Raw genomic sequence first — 19,098 nt, forward strand, 5'->3', positions numbered from 1 at the left:
TATTACTGTTAAAACTTTTCATCAAACTCAATAATGGTTAGAAAAGGTTTATGTCTTCCTTTTAATTCTGTATAATGTTGTAAAATATACCATGACCTTAAACCTCCCCATTTTCTTTGTTGAGTTACGTCCTCTTCATCCAAACCGAAATTATCCCAAAGCATAAAATGTAATGTCCCACTGTAAGTAGATCCATTTTTTTTAACTGATGATAATTTAATACTATTCCCCTCAAAACCATGAATTGTAATTCCATAACCTTTAACTTTACTATCTAAGAATCCATTAAAAGCAGGTTGATTAATTTTATGACTCATTGCTTTTACCATTAAACTATTATCTCTATCTGCTGCATTATATTTTAATTTGGATGTATCACCATTATACTTCTTTACCAACTCCTTGACCGTTTTCTTGATTGCACTAACATACTCCTTAACAACCCCTTTATTTCGGACTTTATTTGTTAGCGTGTTGTTTCTATATGGAGTGCCTGTTCCAGACATGAAATGGTCAACCATATCCAATGCGATATCTTCCATATCCCCTATAGAAGTGAGTCTAACTAAAGATTCAAAATCTCTTCGCCAATCATCTTCTTCCCTATACTTGAAATTATCTTCATATAACCAAAAATTTAATATATCCTCTAGTTGTTTTTTAGACTTATCATTGTATTGCATGTCCTCAGGGTTCTTTCTTATTTCCGTTTGATAGATTAGCAATTTATCCTCTTCGTAAGCTTCATAGGTTGGTTTGACGAATCTTCCTGTGTTATCATCTGCTCCTGATCTATGTCCACTCGGATCTGTATAATTCAATGGATTATTCTCCACGTACGTATACAAATTCAACGTCAGCGGATTATTAATCTCGCCCTCATACGTATCCTCCGATATAAACCGGGCCGGACGCGGGTCGTAATACCGGGCTTGCAGGTAGTAGTACTGCGTCTTCCGATCCCAGTAATAAGCGGCATAGCGGTATGGATTTTCCTTCACCAGCTCTGTTGTGATATCCTCGGTCGGCTCTGCTTCCTCCGTTACGAGGTCGGTGATTCCTGCAGAGGTGTCGGTAACCGTTTCTTCCGCCGCTGCCGAAGCGCCGGTTACGGTCTGTTCCTCGCTTGGCTTGCTCTTAGCCTTGCCATTAGCCTTGCCATTAGCCTTGCCATTGGCGTTGCCGTTGCCGGGATGGTAGTCCGGTTCGGTGTTGCCGCTCTCGTCTTCCGGTCCCTGCAAGGAGCCCGGGCTGCCGTTGCCGCTTCCGAGATCCCCCATCCAGCCAATACCTTCACGCACACGCTCTCCATACCGGTTGTACATCCCGGTCACCAGACCCCAGGCATCGTATTCGTAGCGGGCCGCTACTTTGCCCTCGGCATCCGTCAGTGCGACGACATCCCCATGGCCGTTATACACATACCAATAGGTCTGTCCCTTGTACGTAATCGTCAGCGGCCGCTCGTTCGTATCGTATGAATACGACTTCGTGACCCCACCGGCTCCATCCCGTTCCTCAGTGATGACCCAAGTATCGCCTTTATAGACGTAGTTCATTACTTCTTGCGTTTCGCCCGTATGATTGAACCGGGTCTTGCTGATTCTCCGTCCCAGCATATCATAGGCATACTTCTCGCCGAATCCGTCCGGGAAGGTGACCTTGGTCAGCTGCCCACGCGCATTCCACTCATACTTGCTGCGGGCGTCGGTCAGCAGATTTCCGGCATCGTCATACGAGTAATCGTATTCCTCGTACCGGATCAGGTCTTCCCGGTGAACCAGCTGATTCCGGGTATTGTACGTATATTTCGTTCCGATGACCGTATATCCCTTGCCGACTTCACGAATGCGTTCGAATAGCTTATCATGACCGCCCGGCGGCAGGTTAACTTCGCCGTTGACGATGTTATCGATTGCGGCCAGGATATGTTCGATTTGGCCGGTTTCAAACAAGCTGTCTATTCCCTCGACTGATCCCTCTACCGATCCCGCACCTGAACCAAACTGCCTGCCTAGTTTCTTATATAGGCCGAGCTTCTTGCCGTTCCCTTTCTCGAGCGCTTTTATCCAGCCTTTGCCGCAGCCAGCACCGCTTGAGTTCGAGCCCTTATCCTTATCCTTATCCTTACCATTGCCGTTACCTTTGCCTTTGCCGTTGCCGTTACCATTGCCATTGCCATTACCATTACCGTTGCCATTACCGTTGCCATTTCCAATACCATTACCGTTTCCGTTTCCACCACCGTTGTCACTACCATTGCCGTTTCCATTGCCACCACCGTTGTCATTACCATTGCCGTTTCCGTTTCCACCACCGTTGTCATTACCATTGCCGTTTCCATTGCCGCCACCGTTGTCATTACCATTGCCGTTTCCGTTTCCACCACCGTTGTCACTACCATTGCCGTTTCCGTTGCCATTACCCGGATCGGAATTCCCGTTACCTCCGCCATTATCGGTGTTCACCAAAGCGAGATTAGAGGAGGCCATTCCGGCGGTTACAGGAGATTTCACTGAATACACGGCGTCCGACAATTTCGGTATCTCAATATCGCTTACTTTTCCGCTGTAGCTCGTATTGCTGGCAGCGCTGTCGCTATCCTTTCCTTTTCCATTACCATTACCATTACCATTACCGTTTCCGTTGCCATTCCCGTTTCCGTTTCCATTGCCATTACCATTGCCATTACCGTCTATCGTACAGGGCTCGATATCTCCGGGATCGGTCGGGTCCGAAGTTACTTTCTGAGGCTTCATCCCATAGGATTCAAGCACCTTCGCTACCAGCTCTTCCGTCGTGATGACTTGTCCGTTGTCCGCGATTGTTCCCTGAATGACCGTTTTGCGTACCGTCCGGTTCCCGGCGCCATCATATTCGTATTCCATAATGTCGCCTTCAGCCGTCTGTATGCGGCTAAGCTGCTCACGGTCATTATACGTATAGCCTGTGGTCTTCCCTTGCTCCTGGACACCGGTAATAAACTCACGGGCATTATGAGTATAGGCGGCGGCATGAAGGTCTTGGCCGGCTCCGGTCGTCTTAAGTGAATCCACCAGATGTCCCGCGGTGTAATCCAGGGCAGTGACTGTTCCGTTCGGGTACTTTATCGCTTTAACATATCCGTCGGCGTCATAAACATACTCATACTTGAAGCCCTTGCTGTCGGTGTATCCCGTTGGGCGGCCGTTCGCATCGAGGACATATGCCGTCCGGCTGTCGTTTACCGTCTCCGCAATCTTATCCCCGTTCTGATCGTACTCATAGAGAACCGTATCCCCATTAGAATAAGTGACCTGCTTCAACTGGTTGTTGTTATAGTAAGCGTAAGTTATCGTTCCTTCTGCGCTGGATTTGCTAAGCAGGTTGCCCGCTTTATCATAGGTGTATTTATACCAGGTTCCATCGCTGTATTCCTCAAGAACTTTACGGTTCATGAAGTCGTACTTATACTTTATCGTCAAGCCGCCCGGCTTCTTCTCGAGCACCAAATTTCCGTTGGCATCGTACTGGTACTCAAATACGTCTTGTCCCGTTTCCGAACGCTCGATGACTTTCTGAAGCCGGCGGCCAAGCTCATCATAGTTATAAGCGGTCTTCTGGTCATTTCCGTCCTTTTGCGAGGTCCGGTTCAGTTCGGCATCATAGGTATACTCGGTTTTAAGTTCACCCTCAGAAGACTGCTTCTCCAAAACGGAAGTCAGGCTGTCCTGAAGGTCATAATTGTAACGGACTGAGCCATAGACGGGCCGTACATCTTCCAGCATATTACCGGCTGTATCGTAACGGTAGGCAAAAATGCCTCCGTCCGCTTTTTCCTCACGGATCGTGCGTCCGGACGTGTCAAAGGCGTACTTGTCCTCATCCCCGGTACGGTTCACCACGGTTTCCGGCCGGCCATCCACATCCAGCTTGAAAGATTGAATCTTACCAAGGGCATCCTTTTCCTGCAGCATGTTCCCCCGATAATCGTACAGCCATTCCGTATCGCGCCCATAAGGTCTTCGTTCCGCCGTAACAAAGCCTGCCTTGTTATACTCCTGTTTGACCCAATGGCCTGCCGGATCAATCGTCTTCGTCTGCTGTCCCTCGGAATCATAATTGTACACCGTGGAATGTCCATTCCCGTCAGTGGACGAGATCAACAGCCCCCTCGGGTCGTATGCGTAGCGTTCTTCGATACGTTCACCTGTCATCGACGGATTCTCATAATGAATACTGCCGGTCAAGTTCCCGGCTGCATTGAATACGGAACGGCTCACATTCCCATTCGGATCTTTCTCCAGTACCGCATTGCCCGCACCGTCGTACACATAGCTTGTAAGAGCGGAGATATTCTCTTGACTTAAATGGGTCGTCCCCTGCTTGTAGTTTGCGATTTCAGTAGGCTGACCGGCCTCATCGTAACGGTAGGACGTAATGTTATTCAAGCCGTCGAACGAGAGCAGCTCGTTTCCGGCAGTATCAAATACAGATAACTGGCTGCTTCCGTCCGGCTGTACCGTTCGAACCTGCCGGCCCATATTATCATACTCGTATTTCGTAATCCGTTCGGTCACTTGTTCGCCGGCTTTGTTCTGTTCGGCAGCCTGCAGCAGTTGACCATGCTCATTGTAGAGATAGGCGGTTACCAGGCCTGAAGCGGACGTCTCTTCCTCCAATAGACCATCTGATGAATACCGGTATGACGTCTTCGCCCACTCGCTCCCGTTAAGCTGGCGCTGTTCTTCCTTGACATGCCCCCACGCGTCGGTTGTGTAACGTAGGGTCTGCGTGCTTCCGGAAGGGTCGATGTCTTCAATCCTTTCGGATACCCTCCCATACGCATCCGACTTCGTTATCGTCCGCTGTCCTCCCTCGCCAACGGACTGAACTTCATTTCCGAAAGCATCATATTTTATAGAGGATACATCCCCCGACCCAGAGACGGTCCGGATTACCTGGCCCGACGGATCAAAGGATTGCTTGCTGGAGTAGACGACCTCCTGACCGCTCTCGTTCAGCGCCGGTGTCCGTGTCTCTACGGTCCGTCCAGTATAAGCATACTCCACTTTATTTCCATTGCTGTCAGTCTCGCTAAGCTTGCGTCCCAGCTTATCATAGGCCGTACGCTGAATACTAAGCAATTCATTTCCCGCGTAAAGGCTATCCGTCTCTCCCGAAGCAAGCGATATCCCGTTCCATTCCGGGGCGCGCCCGCCTGTCGCCTTCTGGGTGACACGGTCATTGCCGTCATAAACGTACCGCGTCCAGGACTCGTTCGGCCCTTTCACTTCAATCAGCCGGCCGGCACTGTCATAGCGGCTGGTTGTCACCGCTTCGCTTAGCGTATCCGAACTAAAGCTGACGGAAATGCCTGTAGGAACGACCGGCTTGACAAGCGAGGTCTGCTTGGTTACCCGATCCCATGCATCATAAACGAACTCCGTCCGCCCACCGTCGGGTTCAACAACCGCAAACTGCCTTCCTGCACTGTCGTACTCGAATTTTGTTGTGAATGCGCCCGGCATGACCACGGTCTTCACCAGATTTCCGGCTTTGTCATGCAAGGTTTCCGTTGTTTCGCCATGAGCATCCGTATGCTTTAGCACTAGCCCCCGGCTGTCGTACTCGAAGGCTTCTTCCAGCTTGCCCCCGGTTCCATCTTCAAGAGGAACCGTCGTTTGGGATACGACATTGCCCGCTCCGTCCAAGACATAGGTCGTCTTGGTCAACCCGTCGGACTCTTCCGTCAAATGCCCTCCATCGTCATAGCTGTAGGTGTGTACAATTTCTTTGGCCTGATCGTTTTTGTCCTTCTGTACCTGCCGTTTAACGCGGCCCCATGCATCATATTGAAAGTCCTCAACCAGTCCATCCGGACTTTCACGATGCGTCACCCATCCGACATCATTGAAGGCCGAGACCGTCGCCGCGGCGTCCGCCGTACCGGCATCGGTAATTGTCTTTACACGGTTACCGTTCAAGTCGTTAACATAGGATACGTCCGTTCCGTCCGAGGTAAGAAAACCGTTCTCGTCATACGTATAGAAGAAGACATTGCCGGCGCCATCTGTACGTTTAGACAACAGTCCCTTGGCATTGTATTCCTCTTTGGAGACAATGGTCTGAGCCTCATTAACCCCTGCGGGATCAACCGCTTGAACGGTCGTCGTTCTGCTGACGATTTTCCGGCCATTCTTCACGTAGGTATAAGCAATATTGTGAACCAGCGGCCCCGTCTCACGAATCAAATCCTGCTGTGCGTCATATTCGTAATGAACAATACGGCCCGAAGGGCTTTGCTGGGCGACAACTTGATCCTTGTCGTTATACCGGTACCTCTGAACAACTTCGAGCGGTCCGGTCTCACTGACCAGGTTATTGGCGCTGTATTGATAAGCGGTTACCGCCTGCTCGGCGCCGTTTTCCGTCTTGACGGATTCTTCCTTTTCGGTTAACCGGTACGCATTATTCCAGCGCAGCGTATAAGCGCCAAGCGGATTTTCAACCTTTGCTTCACTCTCTCCATACTGTACGGCCAGATATTCTTCCTTAGCGTCCTGCTTGCGATTCATGCCCATCCGGGTTACGCGGTTCTTAGCATCATATTTCCAGTCTGTTACCACCGACTCCGGCGTAATGCCGCTTGCTGTCCGATCATTATTGCCATTGTCGATCACCTGGCTAACCCTGTGCAGATCGTCGTAGACGAACCGGATGATTTTTTGGGACGGATCACGATAGCCTACAAATTCGCCGTCCGAATTATATATGAAAAAGAACTTTTTCTTCGTGCCCTCGATGTTTCCTTGTCCGTCGAGTTCCGTCATGACCGTCGATTGCAGGTCCCCCGTGTTCGGCTGGTACTGAAATTGCACCAAATGACCATTCGTGTCTCTAATGCTCTCGATCCGGTTATCATAACCGTGATCCGTGTGCCAACGCGACCAACTGAAATAAACCTCGTTCAAGCTTCGGTCCTGAATCAGCCAAAATCGTCCGTCGTTCTTGAAGCGGTAGCGAAGCTGATCCGGCCACTCCATAACGAAAGCGTTTCTGTCGTCAGGATTATCCTCATTAGGGTCCATCGACATTTTCGGGTAATATTGCTTCTGTCCATTCACATACGTCGCATACCCGCCGTTCTCCGGCTTAAACCAGTAGAGTGTTCCGTCGAAGCCTTGCCAGGTGATGTTATCATCTTTCCATTTCGTAAGCCTGGAATCTAGACTGAAGGTCCATCCATAGCCGAGCAGCCCTTTAATCCGGTTCTGGTGGTTATACGTAAAATTGACATCAATATTAATCCCCGGACTCTGCTGGGTGAATCCCTGGAAGGTCTCCGTACCGTTGCCTGTCGCAAGGTTAATCCGCACCTGCTGATCCGCCACAGACGCTTCTGAATTCGGTACGTATTCCTCTAATCCGGTCCCCGGGATAAACGGGTACAGCGGCAGTGTCTCCTCCGTCCTATTCCCTGCGATATCCTGTGCCGTTACGCGAATCGTCTCCGAATCTCCCGGCTGAACCGAGAGCGCCGCACGAAGCGGGGAAGTCGTCCATTCCTTCGTCTCCTGCTGGGAACCTTGTATGGTCATATTTTTCAACCCGACGACCAGATCGCGAGTCTCAACGGCCAGACGGCTGCCGCCCAGCGGATAGATACCGATGATTTCGGGGCCCGTCCGGTCTAGCATTACCCTTTGGTACTCCGTCGAATAAGCAGGCGCGCTGATTTCACTAATCACCGGTTCTCCGCCTTCCTCTTCAGGAGGCAGCTCAAAGGAAACCTGCATCGGCATAGCCGAAAGGCGCCAGTAATAGATGCCATCCGGCAGAGAATGACCGTTCGCATCTTTCCCGCTCCAGACGAATTGGTTTAAACCGGATACGTCCACACGTTCATCCACCAGCTTGTATATTTGACCGCTTCGAATGTCCTTAACATCTACGGTTACCGTATAGCCGGAGGGAGCGTTAATCGCTTCCCCTTCCTGGGAACCTATCCAGCTACTCAGAGTATCCGTCCACTTCAGGGTCATCTGCCCGCTATCCGCAGGGAAAATAGGCACCGACTCTGACATTTGAAGATTGGAGCCCCCGGAACCGCCATTCTGCTCGCCAATTTCGGGCATCTCCTCCAGAATCTGATCACCATCAAAGCTGTAGAACTGCGGTGTTTCTGTTAAATCAGTACCGTTCTCCCATGCCTCATCCACCGCATCCGCCGAACCGGATTCCAGCGCGGCAATTCCTTCAGCGACCGTTCCTCCCAGCTGTGCGCCGGCTTCGGCCAAAACCTCGGCAGGCGCCAGACCGGCCAACAAGGCCAAGATCAGCAAACCTGCAATACTCTTCTTCCATCTGCTTTTTCCCATTACTCCACCCCGTGTTCTTCCGAAAAAACAAAAAAACCGCAACGCCAATGTAAGCGTTCGGCCGCAGGTTATCTTACGCCGATCGATATTTTGGCGGTCTGGCAATCCTTCTTCAGGACCCATGACTTTGCGTCCCCACCTTACGATGGGTTTGCCTTTTCATTTCATCGATTCTTATTTATTACTTATGGTTCAGTACCATGATCCTATTTTAGCAGATTTCGGAGGAATTTAAAGGAAAAATAAGAGGCTGTACGATGCTGCGTGGATAATCAGACCTATTCGGCTTATTTAAGAGAAAAAGAGCCCGCATCCCTAAATGCGAACTCTTATCCTCCCGTGTCCAGACCGAAGCGGCCGACCACGACTTCTTTTTCCTGGTCATCCAAAATATCCAGATTGCGGTAGATCCAATCTATACTATTAGATTTGAGAGACTAGTAGTACAAATCGCTTATATGACTAAAGCCACATTCATTCTTAATTAACATTATGAAAAAGTATGTTATTTCCACTAAATTTTCATGAAGGAGCAACCGTTAACTATGATAAGAGGTAAACATAATGAATAAGGTACAGCCAATCAAGTCTCTATCTGATATAATCCATTAGGACTGTCTACATAATTTGTCTATATAAATGGGGGTATATTATGAAATTGGCAACAAAATTAACGTGGATGATGCTGCTTGTGCTTCTGCTCGTGGGGTCCTCCATCGGATTCTTCGGCTATCGCGCCGCCTATGACCAGTTGGACGAGGCTGCGGGCCTCGAACTTGTAGGCTGCGCCAATATCACAACCGGCCTAGTCGATCCCAAGCAGATTAGTGCTCTGGCCGCAGGCGACACAAGCTATCTCAGCGAAATTGAGGACAAGATCGGCTGGATTATAGACCATAAACCGATTTTTAAGGAAGCCTTTATTCTATCGCTGGACGGAAAAATTCTTGCCGCCGATATGAATATGAAAGCCAGAGGTTACAAAGCAGGAGATTCCTTCTATTTCAGCGACGAAGATAAATCCATGATTACTAAAATGAAGCACTCCACTTACTCCAAAGTATACACCTACCAGGGAACCTCTCTAAAAACCGGCTACGGCCCCATCTACCAAGAAAATGATCCAACCAAACCGATTATCGCTCTGATGGCCATCAACTTTGACGGTCCTCTCGTTAAAGAGAGAACGCTCGATATCATCATTAAGCCTTTTATCATCGGCGCATCCATTCTTGTTGCCGCCATCCTGATTGCCTATGTCCTTATCCGCCGTATGGTTAGCCCGCTGTCCAAGCTGTCCCTCGCCGTCAATCAGGTTGCCCACGGTAATCTTACACAAGAACTTCCGGCAAATAACAGCAAAGATGAAATCGGTACGCTGACCCGGGATTTTAATGAAATGACCGGCAACCTGAGCAAGCTCATTACCGAAGTGAACGAAACCTCCCTGCAGGTTGCTTCTTCTTCGCAGGAGCTGTCGGCAAGCGCACAAGAGACGAACCGGACCGGTGAGCATACCGTCGGTGTAACCATCGAGCTTGCCGAAGGGGCGCAAGTGCAGCTTCGGCACTTGGAAAGCAGCTACCAAGCGGTGCAGGAAATGTCCAGGTTCATTGACGAAATCGCGCAAAACGCCGACAAGGCCATGAACGACGCCATCAAGGGAGCCGATAAGGCCCGGACCGGAAGGGATTCCATGGATTCCACGACCCGGCAGATGAACATCATGAGCGGAAGCATTGAAGATCTGTCCGGCATCATTCATACACTGGCCGGCCACTCCAAGGAAATTGAGAGCATCGTCGGTACGATCGCGAGCATCGCGGAAGAGACGAATCTGCTGGCGCTGAACGCGGCGATCGAAGCCGCCCGGGCCGGCGAAGAAGGCCGCGGCTTTGCTGTCGTTGCCAATTCCGTTCGCAAGCTGGCCGAGCGGTCGGGCGATTCGGCCAGACAAATCGGCCAGCTGCTGGGCCTGATTGTCGCTCAGATGGATCTGGCCGGGGAGACGATGGACCGTTCGAATGTGGAAATGAAGCAGGGTACATTGATGGTAGCCAATGCCGGACAGGCCTTCTCGGAGATTGAAGGCTCCGTATCGGGCATGGCGGCGCAAAGCCAGGAAGTCTCCGAAACGATGCGGCAGCTGGCGGAAATCGCAGACGGACTGGTTGAAGCGATTCAGAGCACCGTCAGCGTATCCAACCAGACCGCAGCGAACTCGGAAAGCTTGTCTGCCGCTTCGCAGCAGCAGCTCGCCGCAATGCAGGAAGTCGAGGCTTCCTCCGCTTTCCTCTCCTCCTTGGCGGACAAGCTGCAGCGGCTTGTGGAGCAATTCAAGGTGGCATAGAGACAGACATATTGATACTTGATATATAAATACAGCAGCCAGGCATACCGGAATGATCCGGCCTGCCTGGCTGTTTTCATTATCAGATCCAAAGGAACTTTAAGCCGCGGTAGAGCGGGATTCGTTCCGCCTTTCCGGCGCGCCTGAAACAAGCAAAATTCCGGCAAATACCAGTGCCGTTCCCGCCAAGTGGCGAAGGGAAATCGGTTCGCCAAGGAATGTATGGGACAGCCAAAGCGCGCTTACGGGAATGCAGCCCGTGAATACGGCAGCCGTACCCGCCGGCACCTTGGCCACTCCCCGGAACCACAGCACATAGGCCAGGGCTGTGACAAAGATGCCGTAATACAGAATAATCCCCGCGTCCGCCGCTCCCAGTCTCGGAAATCCGGATTGAAGCAGCTCTATGACGGAGCAAGCCAGAAACATCAAGAAGGCGAAGAATGTTACATAGGCCGCCGCAAGCAAGGAAGAAATGCGGGGAGAGAGCATTTTCCGAAGTACGGTCAGCGCCGCTTCTCCGGCAACGGCTGCCGACAGCAGCAGCATACCGGTTACCGAAGCGGGCCTGTCTGCGGCACCGGACATGAGCAGGGGAGGGACCTGGATGACCGCTATGCCCGCCAGTGAGCATAAGATTCCGCCCCCTCTTCGCCCGGTTATTTTTTCCCCCAATAAAATGTAAGAGAGCAGCGCCACCACAAACGGAGTAAGGCTTGTCATAATTCCGCCCTCGGCGGCGGAAGCGAACCGGAGACCATACAGCATGAACACCCGAAACAGGAACATGCCAAAGAAAGCCTGCGCCAGTAGCAGCAGCATGTCCCGGATGCCTATTTTCCAGGTACCTTTATGGGTCCGCAGCGCGAGCGGAATCAGAAGGAGCAGAGCGACGGCAAGGCAGACCGTTTGCGATACAAATAGTGGAAGCCGCAGAGCTGACGCTTTACCGGCGACGACGGAGCTGCCGGCAATCATCGCGGCGGCGCAAAGCTCCGCATACGCGGCTAACGGAATTTTTCTGGTCATTTTCAAATTTCACCGCTTTCGTCTTGGTTGTTATATACTGTAATCGTCAAAAGCGGTTTTTCGTAGTGCCATTTTCGCCAAGCTTTTATAGTACCACTTTAGAAAGGAGCCTACATGTGGATCACTGTTGACAAGCATTCGAGCGTTCCGATGTTCCGTCAGGTTTACCTTTCCTTGCGCAGCCGGATTCTCTCCGGGGAACTGACCGCCGGACTGAAGCTCCCTTCGACCCGTGAGTTGGCCTCCCGGCTCGTTGTATCGCGAAACATCATTCTGGAAGCGTATGAGCTGCTGCTGGCGGAAGGTTTTATCGTCTCACGTTCCGGATCGGGCACGTACGTCGCGGAAGGCGCGGTTATGCCACAGGCGCTTTCTCCACCTATGCCTTCATCCGAAGCAAGCGGAGGCCCGTTCCCTGCCGGTCCGCAAATCAAGGCAGCGGAAACGGGCAGCGAGATCATTTCCTTTAAGACGGGCATGCCTGATCTAGACTTGTTCCCCCGAAAAACCTGGGGAGATTTACTGCGGAACGCCTCCCGGGATGCGGCAACCTCTTCCCTGGGCTATGGGGACCCCGCCGGTGAACCACGTCTTAGGTCCGTCTTGTCCGGTTATCTCGCGAACACGCGGGGCGTAACCGCCAGACCGGAGCAGCTTGTTATTACAGGCGGAGCCGTTCAAGCGATACAGCTCGCCGCCAGACTGCTTCTCTCATCAGGTGACGCGGCCCTGGCAGAAGAGCCGACAAATGCCGAACTGAAAACCATTTTGTCGTCCACGGGCGCTACGGTGCACTCCCTTCCGGTCGATGATTCCGGCCTTGTCACCAGCAGCCTGCCGAAGCAGCGCCCGCCCAAGCTGATTTATGTTACGCCGTCCCATCAATTTCCGCTCGGAGGCATCCTGCCCATACAGCGGCGAATTGAGCTTATCCGCTATGCCCAGGAAACCGGCAGCTTGATCATAGAAGACGACTACGACAGCGAGTTCAGATACGACGGCGCTCCCGTTCATTCGCTGCAAAGCCTTGCCCCGGAGAAGGTGTTCTATGTCGGAACCTTCAGCAAAGTGATGTTTCCAGCTTTGCGGATCGGCTACGTTGTTCTCCCCTCGCCCTTCATTGAAGATTTCGTCCATCTGAAGCGGTTGTCCGATTACCAGACACCGGGCCTTACGCAGCTCTCGCTGGCGCAATTTATTGAGCAAAAAGGATTGTATTCCCATATTTACAAAATGAAAAAAGTGTACCGGCGGCGTCGGGATATTTTGCTGGAAAGTCTGAGCCGCCATTTCGGCGGGCAATTCCGCATATGCGGCCGCGCGGCCGGACTGCACCTGACAGCGGAATTTTCCTTTCCGCTGCCGGAAAATTTACCGGAGTTTTTTGAACAGGAGTCCTTATATGCGGAAGTCCTTGAAGGCGGGCGGCTCTTGCTGGGCTTCGGCCATCTGGATGAACAAAAAATCCAGGAAGGTGTCCGGCGGATCAAGCGCGCAATGGAACGAGGATGAGGAAAAGCCGATGTTCAAACAGTGAGAGTCTCAAAAAAACTACTAAAGTGCAGGTTTTTCCAGCGAATGTGTATGCCAGCAGGGAAATTCCTACGATTGTACAGGAATTTTGAGGCTGTACCGGCTGCATATGAGATTGAAAGGGTAAAAAACTGTATGTTAGCAGGCATATTATGCAGTGGCAGCTTCAAGATGACAAAAGATGTACAATCGCAGGTTATCTGCAAAAAGCGAGGGGGGTGTCCCAAAATGAACTGCCCCCCGTCGGATGGCTTTCACTTGCCCACAATTTGCTGAAGAAGCATACGGTGGACGTAAACGGCCAACAGGCCGGTTAAGGATGAACCCCTTAACCGGCCTGTTAGTTTATTTTTTGTAGGAGAATTGCCTTTTAAGCTTCAAGAATTTACTTTTGGCACAGCCTCTTCGTTGTGCATCAAGCGTTTAGTTAAAAATCTTAACTTTGTGGCTCTCGTTTACCGGGATTTTTACATACAGTACTTTCTCTGCGCTGTCAAAGAAGTAGCCGTCTGCTGCTTTGCCCAGTTCGTCCAAGCTGGCTGCTTCCGCATATTTGTTATTGGCAGCCTCCACTTTCTTCGGCGCCGTGGCATTATGCAGCTTCAGAGTGTAGGACTGAATGTCGGAAGCGTAGTTTTGAGTCTGTTTGTTCTGGCTGAACTCAATGTGGTTGCCCTTTTTATCTACGCTAAATTCGGTAATGTTAAATTCGCCTCTGGTGTAATCCTCGGTTTTCGCATCATCTTCATAGAAGCTGTAAGATGCTTTGTTATCCAGATAAGTGTCAAGAATCAGGTTCGTCAATTTCTTCTCACCGGCATGCTGCTGAACTTCGCGGCGCGGGATAATCGAATCCTGCTTCACGTAGATCGGAAGCGTTCCAAGATCGGCTTCTTTGTGGATCTTTTGTCCGCCTTCAAATACTTCGCCTGTCCAGTAATCTACCCATTTCGCGCCTTCCGGCAGGTATACATCACGGGACGTAGCGCCTTGGTATACGATTGGAGCCATCATCAGAGATTGGCCAAACATGAATTGGTCTTGGATATCATGAGTTTTCTGGTCCTGCTGGAACTGGTACACGAGCGGTTGGAAAATGAGATTGCCTTTTTCATGCGCATCTTTGAACGCGTTGTAAAGGTAAGGCATCAATTCATAGCGCATGGAAATGTACTTGCGGCTGATATCCTCAACTTCTTTACCGAACTGCCATGGTTCTTGTCTGCCCCATGTCAAGCTATGAGCCGCGTCTGTGTCCATCGGGCTCTTACCGTCATTGTTGTAGTGGTCGCGGGAGAACGGATAGAATGCGCCGACTTGAACCCAACGAGCAAACAATTCAGGTGTAGCTACAACGCCCTCGTAAGGTTTTTTCGCAAAGCCGCCGATATCGTTTCCGACCATCGCCATACCTGTCAAACCGACATTCGCGTCTTGGAAAATCGAAATTCTAAGCATTTCCCATCTGCTCCAGTTATCGCCTGTCCAGGTTGCAGTAGCGTAACGCTGCGTACCGGTAAACGAAGCACGCGTCAAGATAAACGGACGAACGTTCGGTTTATTCGTTTTGAACGCCTGATCTGTGGCTTGAGCCTCAGTGTGGGCGTAAACGTTATGCGCTTCTTCATGCGTTATTTTTTCACCATTGTCCGTTTCAAAAATCCGATCCAGCGGCAGCGACCAAAAGTCTACCGTACTAAAGTTAGCCGGTTCATTCATGTCGTTCCAAATGCCGTCTGCGCCTTTATCAAAGACCGGTTTATGCCATTTTGCCCACCAGTCGCGGGTTGATTGTTTCATGAAGTTAGGGAACACGGATTTGGATGGGACGCCCCAAGGCCAAACTTTACCCAAATAGTTGGTGCCATCCGGATTTTTAACCCAAAGATCTTTTTGAGTCCCCTCGGTATAAGGAATATATTCCGGCTGTCCCGGGTCAGGCACGCGAATGGCTGGATCGATGATGGAAGTATAATGGAAACCCGCATCTTTCAATTTTTTGTTCATTCCGTCCGGGTCCGGGAATTTTTCGCCAAAATAGAAGTTTTTATAGTCATCCATCCATTCGATGTCCAGCATCACGCCGTCAATCGGAATGTTCTTTTCACGGTAGGTTTGAGCTACTTGCTCAATATCCTTTTGATGATAGCCCCAAGCGGATTGATGGAAGCCCATCGCCCATTCCGGCGGCATTTGCATTTTTCCGGTCAAATCCGTGTAGCGGTTCACGATGTCTTTCATTTCCGGTCCGTTGATGAAGTAGTAAGTCAATTTTCCTCCATCGGCCCAGAAGTAGTAGTAGTCGTCGCTTTCAGCAGCCATGTCATAGTAAGAACGGTAAGTATTATCGAATAAAATACCGTATGCTTTGTCGCCTTTTAGCCCAATAAAGAATGGAACGGAGGAGAAAGTGTATTTCGAAATGGGTTCCGGCAGATTCTCACGGTTCCATACTCCGATTTTCTGACCGCGATGGTTCAAGCCGGTTGTTTTCTGTCCGAATCCGTAAAAATCTTCGGTTTTGTCGGTCTTCTTGAACACGTATGGCTTGCCGTTTTCGTAACCTACGCCTTGCTCCGCGTCCTCGTTGATGACGTTGCCGTCTTTATCCAAATATTTGATCCCGAACGGACTTTTGTTGATGTCTACGGTTAAGCTGTCGGACTTCAATACAATTTTCTTGTCATCTTCGGTTACTGTGAATTTAGGAGCTTTCCAATCTGTTTTCGCGATACCGACGGAATTGAATTCCTTCTCGCCTTTCTTAACGATCGATACTTTGGAAATATCGGAAGACAGCAAGCGGATATAGGATTCCATTTCGCCTAAATTCAGTTTCACGCCATTGTCTAATTTTTCGATCCCTTGCACGGTCAACGGTGTTTGCAGATTGTTTTTATTCAAAGGTCTTTCATCATGCACCTGCTGCACGTTGCCGTTCTCGTCGACCATCTTGCCTTCCCATACTTGTGCCCCGGGCGGAGCCACAAGCACCGCAGCCTCTGACACCAAAGGCGTTAGGGCATTACCTGATATTAAAAATGTAGTTGCCAGCATTAATCGTGACCATTTCTTCATGCGCTGTTTACGCGTCTTCATACGCTTTTTACGCGACATTAGATCTCACTCCTTATTCTGGATAGATAAAAAAGTTTCTCATCATCAGGTTAAACTCCCGGGTATTCGGCGCCTACTACCAAGTTAGCAACAGAATTCGATACCAACAATGGGACTTACGCCTGTAAACCATATGAAATCGCTTATAAAGAAGGCCGGACAGTCACCGTCAAGCGAATTTTTAAAAGGGGAAAACCGGGGCGGGGCTTAACTTTAGGCCTGTTTAAACTCTTCTTTTACGAATTGGATAAACATCCTTTTATTTCCTATATACTTGGTCGAAAATGGTAATTTGTAGTCGAGGAGAACTAAGGGACTAAGCTTTAATTCGGTTTCATACCCATTCGTCAACCTTTTATTTTTTTAAAATATATTAATAAATTGCACTGTATCGCTGATAATTGCCTTTATTAACAAATGCATATATAAAATGTAAATCAGGTGCGCCTGTAATAAGCATTTCAGTATGGGGTAAAATATTACGCTCTTTACTCAATATAAGACACCCCACCCTTAAGACTGGGCCGATGCTTACCTGCGGTATGATTCGTATCACACTGTAAAGCACTTCAGCCGATCAAGAAAGGGCGCCCCATTCTATCTTAGGGCGCCCTCATTATGTATGATTAATACTTTGATACCTGCAGCATATGTTCTTTATACAGCCGAATTCTCTGTAAACCACTGCCCCAGCTCGTGAACGGGCATCGGGCGCCCGTAATAGTAGCCCTGCATAACCCGGCAGCCTAGCGACTGCAGCAGTTCAATCTGCTCCGGCGTTTCCACGCCCTCTGCCACGACCTCCATGTTAAGGTTGCTGGCGATAGCGATAATGTTGCTGATGATCGCTTTCTTGGAATGCATTTTGCTCTTCTTTATGAACACCTGGTCAATCTTGAGCGTATTGACCGGGATTTCATCCAGATTACCGAGCGAAGAGAACCCTGTCCCGAAGTCATCCAGCGACACTCGGACACCAAGCCTTCGCAGCTTGGACAATTGGGCTACCGTCTCTTCCATATTATTCATCGCAATCGATTCCGTAATTTCCAGCTCCAGATATTGCGGGTCCAGCCCGGAACGGGACAGGGCTTCCACCACAACCTCATACAGATCCTCCGTCTCGAACATCCGCGCGGACATATTGATCGACACGGCGACCGAAGCGACTCCTTCCTTATGCCAGAGCAAATTCTGGTTGCACACCTCATGCAGCATCCAGTAGGTAATGGGTACAATCAGCCCTGTCTCCTCGGCGATCGGTATGAACTCGGCCGGAGAAATAATACCATGCTCAGGATGCCGCCAGCGAAGCAGCGCCTCCAGCCCAACCGTAACATTCATCAGCGAATCCCATTTCGGCTGGTACACGACCATGAACTCGGATTGCGCAAGCGCTTTGCGCAGGTCCTTCTCCAGCGACATCCGGCGCAGTTGGTGCCGGTTCATCTCGGAGTCGAAAATGCTGAATTTGTTCTTGCCGGAATCTTTGGAAGAATACAGCGCGGTGTCCGCCGCCTTCATTAAGGAAGACCGGTCGGTCCCGTGCGCCGGCGCCATGCTGATGCCGACACTGGCGGTAACATACAGATCATTGTCCTGAATCCGGAAGGACTTCTTGATCTCTTGGAGAATACGCTTCGCTTCGTCTGCCGCCTCATCAGGGGAAAAGCCGGGCTCGGCAATCAAAAATTCATCACCGCCCAAACGAAATACCTTCCCCCTTGAGCTCACGCTTTGAAGCAGCCTTGAAGCCACTTCCTGCAGCAGCATGTCGCCAATATCGTGGCCGAGCGTGTCGTTAATCGATTTGAACCGGTCTAGGTCGATGAAGAATACAGCGCCGGAGCGCCCCCGAAGAAACCGGTCTTTGAAGTAGCGTTCCAGTCCGTGGCGGTTCGGCAATCCCGTTAATGGATCGTGATAGGCCATCCGCTCAAGCAAATGCCGGTCCAGAAATACGGCTCCTCCGGTTATTCCGAACATGAACAGTATGACGAGAGGCACACCTATCAGCAGAATTACATCACTTTGAACAAGAGAGGGCCCCGGACCAAGCCAGCTGCCGTAGGCAATGCCTCCCGCTCCCATACTCGTATAATGAACACTGGTTATTGCAGTACCAAGCAGCAGCGCAGAATACAGCTTCCACCGGTTAAATCCCGGCGAATCCTTGAATCTGCCGATCAGCATAATGCTCATGGATGAGGCGATGATCGCGATCATGACAGAGATGCTCTGGCCAGGCAGATTATAGCCCGTCTGCGCATCAAGCTTTATCCAGGACCTTCCCGCATAGTGCATGGCGGAAATTCCGGCTCCCAGCAGTATTCCGCTGCCCGCCCAGCGCAGAAACGTCATCCGTTTCCCGAGCGAAATGGACAGCCCGAAGTAGCAGAAGGCGGTGCCGATAACCATCGACAGGATCGCCATGCCCGCATTGTTACGTCCGCCAAACGGTAATCCGCTGGCCAAAATCCCTGCATAGTGCATAGCCCAAATACCGATTCCAAGCACGCAGGCTCCCGATAGAAGCCATAGACGCCGTGTCCTGGGCGATGACGATGAGGCTGGAACATGACAGATGAGATTTAAAGCGGAGTAGGACGCCAGTATTGAAAATGCGAATGAAAGCAGCATAATCCATATATTATAGTGGATTCCCATATGATCCATAAGTCAACCTCTTCACCGGTTTAATAATTTGGT

General features: G+C 50.4%; 7 protein-coding genes, 1 pseudogene and 1 riboswitch. Of the genes and pseudogenes, 3 read left to right on the top strand and 5 right to left on the bottom strand.

Going from position 1 to position 19,098, the window contains the following annotated elements; genetic code table 11:
* Nucleotides 1–8: 8 nt before the first annotated feature.
* The gene (locus tag VK70_RS28015; RefSeq protein WP_046723708.1) at nucleotides 9–8,360 is read right to left on the bottom strand and encodes a DUF3289 family protein; all 8,352 of its coding nucleotides are present in this window, start codon (nucleotides 8,358–8,360) and stop codon (nucleotides 9–11) included.
* Between the two features lie 89 nt (nucleotides 8,361–8,449).
* A riboswitch (cyclic di-GMP riboswitch) is annotated at nucleotides 8,450–8,526 on the bottom strand.
* Nucleotides 8,527–8,692: 166 nt separating this feature from the next.
* Nucleotides 8,693–8,770, bottom strand: a pseudogene (locus tag VK70_RS29045) (RNA polymerase subunit sigma-70); the annotation flags it as partial.
* 242 nt (nucleotides 8,771–9,012) lie between these two features.
* Between VK70_RS29045 and VK70_RS20785 the strand changes: the two are divergent.
* On the top strand, nucleotides 9,013–10,710 hold the full coding sequence (locus VK70_RS20785; protein WP_025694998.1) for a methyl-accepting chemotaxis protein: 1,698 nt from the start codon (nucleotides 9,013–9,015) through the stop codon (nucleotides 10,708–10,710).
* 99 nt (nucleotides 10,711–10,809) lie between these two features.
* Here the strand turns inward: VK70_RS20785 and VK70_RS20790 are convergent, their stop codons facing one another.
* Complete coding sequence (locus tag VK70_RS20790; RefSeq protein ID WP_046723709.1) at nucleotides 10,810–11,739, bottom strand: DMT family transporter; 930 nt, start codon at nucleotides 11,737–11,739, stop codon at nucleotides 10,810–10,812.
* Between the two features lie 114 nt (nucleotides 11,740–11,853).
* Between VK70_RS20790 and pdxR the strand changes: the two genes are divergently transcribed.
* Together pdxR and VK70_RS28435 are read left to right on the top strand one after the other, a co-directional pair.
* The gene (gene pdxR / locus VK70_RS20795) at nucleotides 11,854–13,251 is read left to right on the top strand and encodes a MocR-like pyridoxine biosynthesis transcription factor PdxR (RefSeq protein WP_025695440.1); all 1,398 of its coding nucleotides are present in this window, start codon (nucleotides 11,854–11,856) and stop codon (nucleotides 13,249–13,251) included.
* Nucleotides 13,252–13,424: 173 nt separating this feature from the next.
* Nucleotides 13,425–13,589: a hypothetical protein gene (locus VK70_RS28435; RefSeq protein WP_158454084.1), complete on the top strand. Its 165-nt coding sequence runs from the start codon at nucleotides 13,425–13,427 to the stop codon at nucleotides 13,587–13,589.
* A gap of 106 nt (nucleotides 13,590–13,695) precedes the next feature.
* On the opposite strand, the gene VK70_RS20800 is transcribed toward VK70_RS28435, so the two are convergent.
* Both VK70_RS20800 and VK70_RS20805 read right to left on the bottom strand, forming a co-directional pair.
* Nucleotides 13,696–16,389 (bottom strand): glycoside hydrolase family 31 protein, encoded by a 2,694-nt coding sequence (locus VK70_RS20800; RefSeq protein ID WP_052756022.1) that lies wholly within the window; start codon nucleotides 16,387–16,389, stop codon nucleotides 13,696–13,698.
* A 657-nt stretch (nucleotides 16,390–17,046) separates the two neighbouring features.
* The gene (locus VK70_RS20805) at nucleotides 17,047–19,065 is read right to left on the bottom strand and encodes a putative bifunctional diguanylate cyclase/phosphodiesterase (RefSeq protein WP_025695044.1); all 2,019 of its coding nucleotides are present in this window, start codon (nucleotides 19,063–19,065) and stop codon (nucleotides 17,047–17,049) included.
* Nucleotides 19,066–19,098: the final 33 nt, after the last annotated feature.

The sequence above is a fragment of the Paenibacillus durus ATCC 35681 genome, assembly GCF_000993825.1.
Classification (GTDB): domain Bacteria; phylum Bacillota; class Bacilli; order Paenibacillales; family Paenibacillaceae; genus Paenibacillus_AQ; species Paenibacillus_AQ durus_B.

What these genes read in the sequence shown, in the direction of transcription:
- VK70_RS20790 (WP_046723709.1), bottom strand. Translation starts at nt 11,739, where the DNA reads ATGACCAGAAAAATTCCGTTAGCCGCGTATGCGGAGCTTTGCGCCGCC.
- VK70_RS28435 (WP_158454084.1), top strand. Translation starts at nt 13,425, where the DNA reads ATGCAGTGGCAGCTTCAAGATGACAAAAGATGTACAATCGCAGGTTAT.
- VK70_RS20800 (WP_052756022.1), bottom strand. Translation starts at nt 16,389, where the DNA reads ATGTCGCGTAAAAAGCGTATGAAGACGCGTAAACAGCGCATGAAGAAA.
- pdxR (WP_025695440.1), top strand. Translation starts at nt 11,854, where the DNA reads ATGTGGATCACTGTTGACAAGCATTCGAGCGTTCCGATGTTCCGTCAG.
- VK70_RS20785 (WP_025694998.1), top strand. Translation starts at nt 9,013, where the DNA reads ATGAAATTGGCAACAAAATTAACGTGGATGATGCTGCTTGTGCTTCTG.
- VK70_RS28015 (WP_046723708.1), bottom strand. Translation starts at nt 8,360, where the DNA reads ATGGGAAAAAGCAGATGGAAGAAGAGTATTGCAGGTTTGCTGATCTTG.
- VK70_RS20805 (WP_025695044.1), bottom strand. Translation starts at nt 19,065, where the DNA reads ATGGATCATATGGGAATCCACTATAATATATGGATTATGCTGCTTTCA.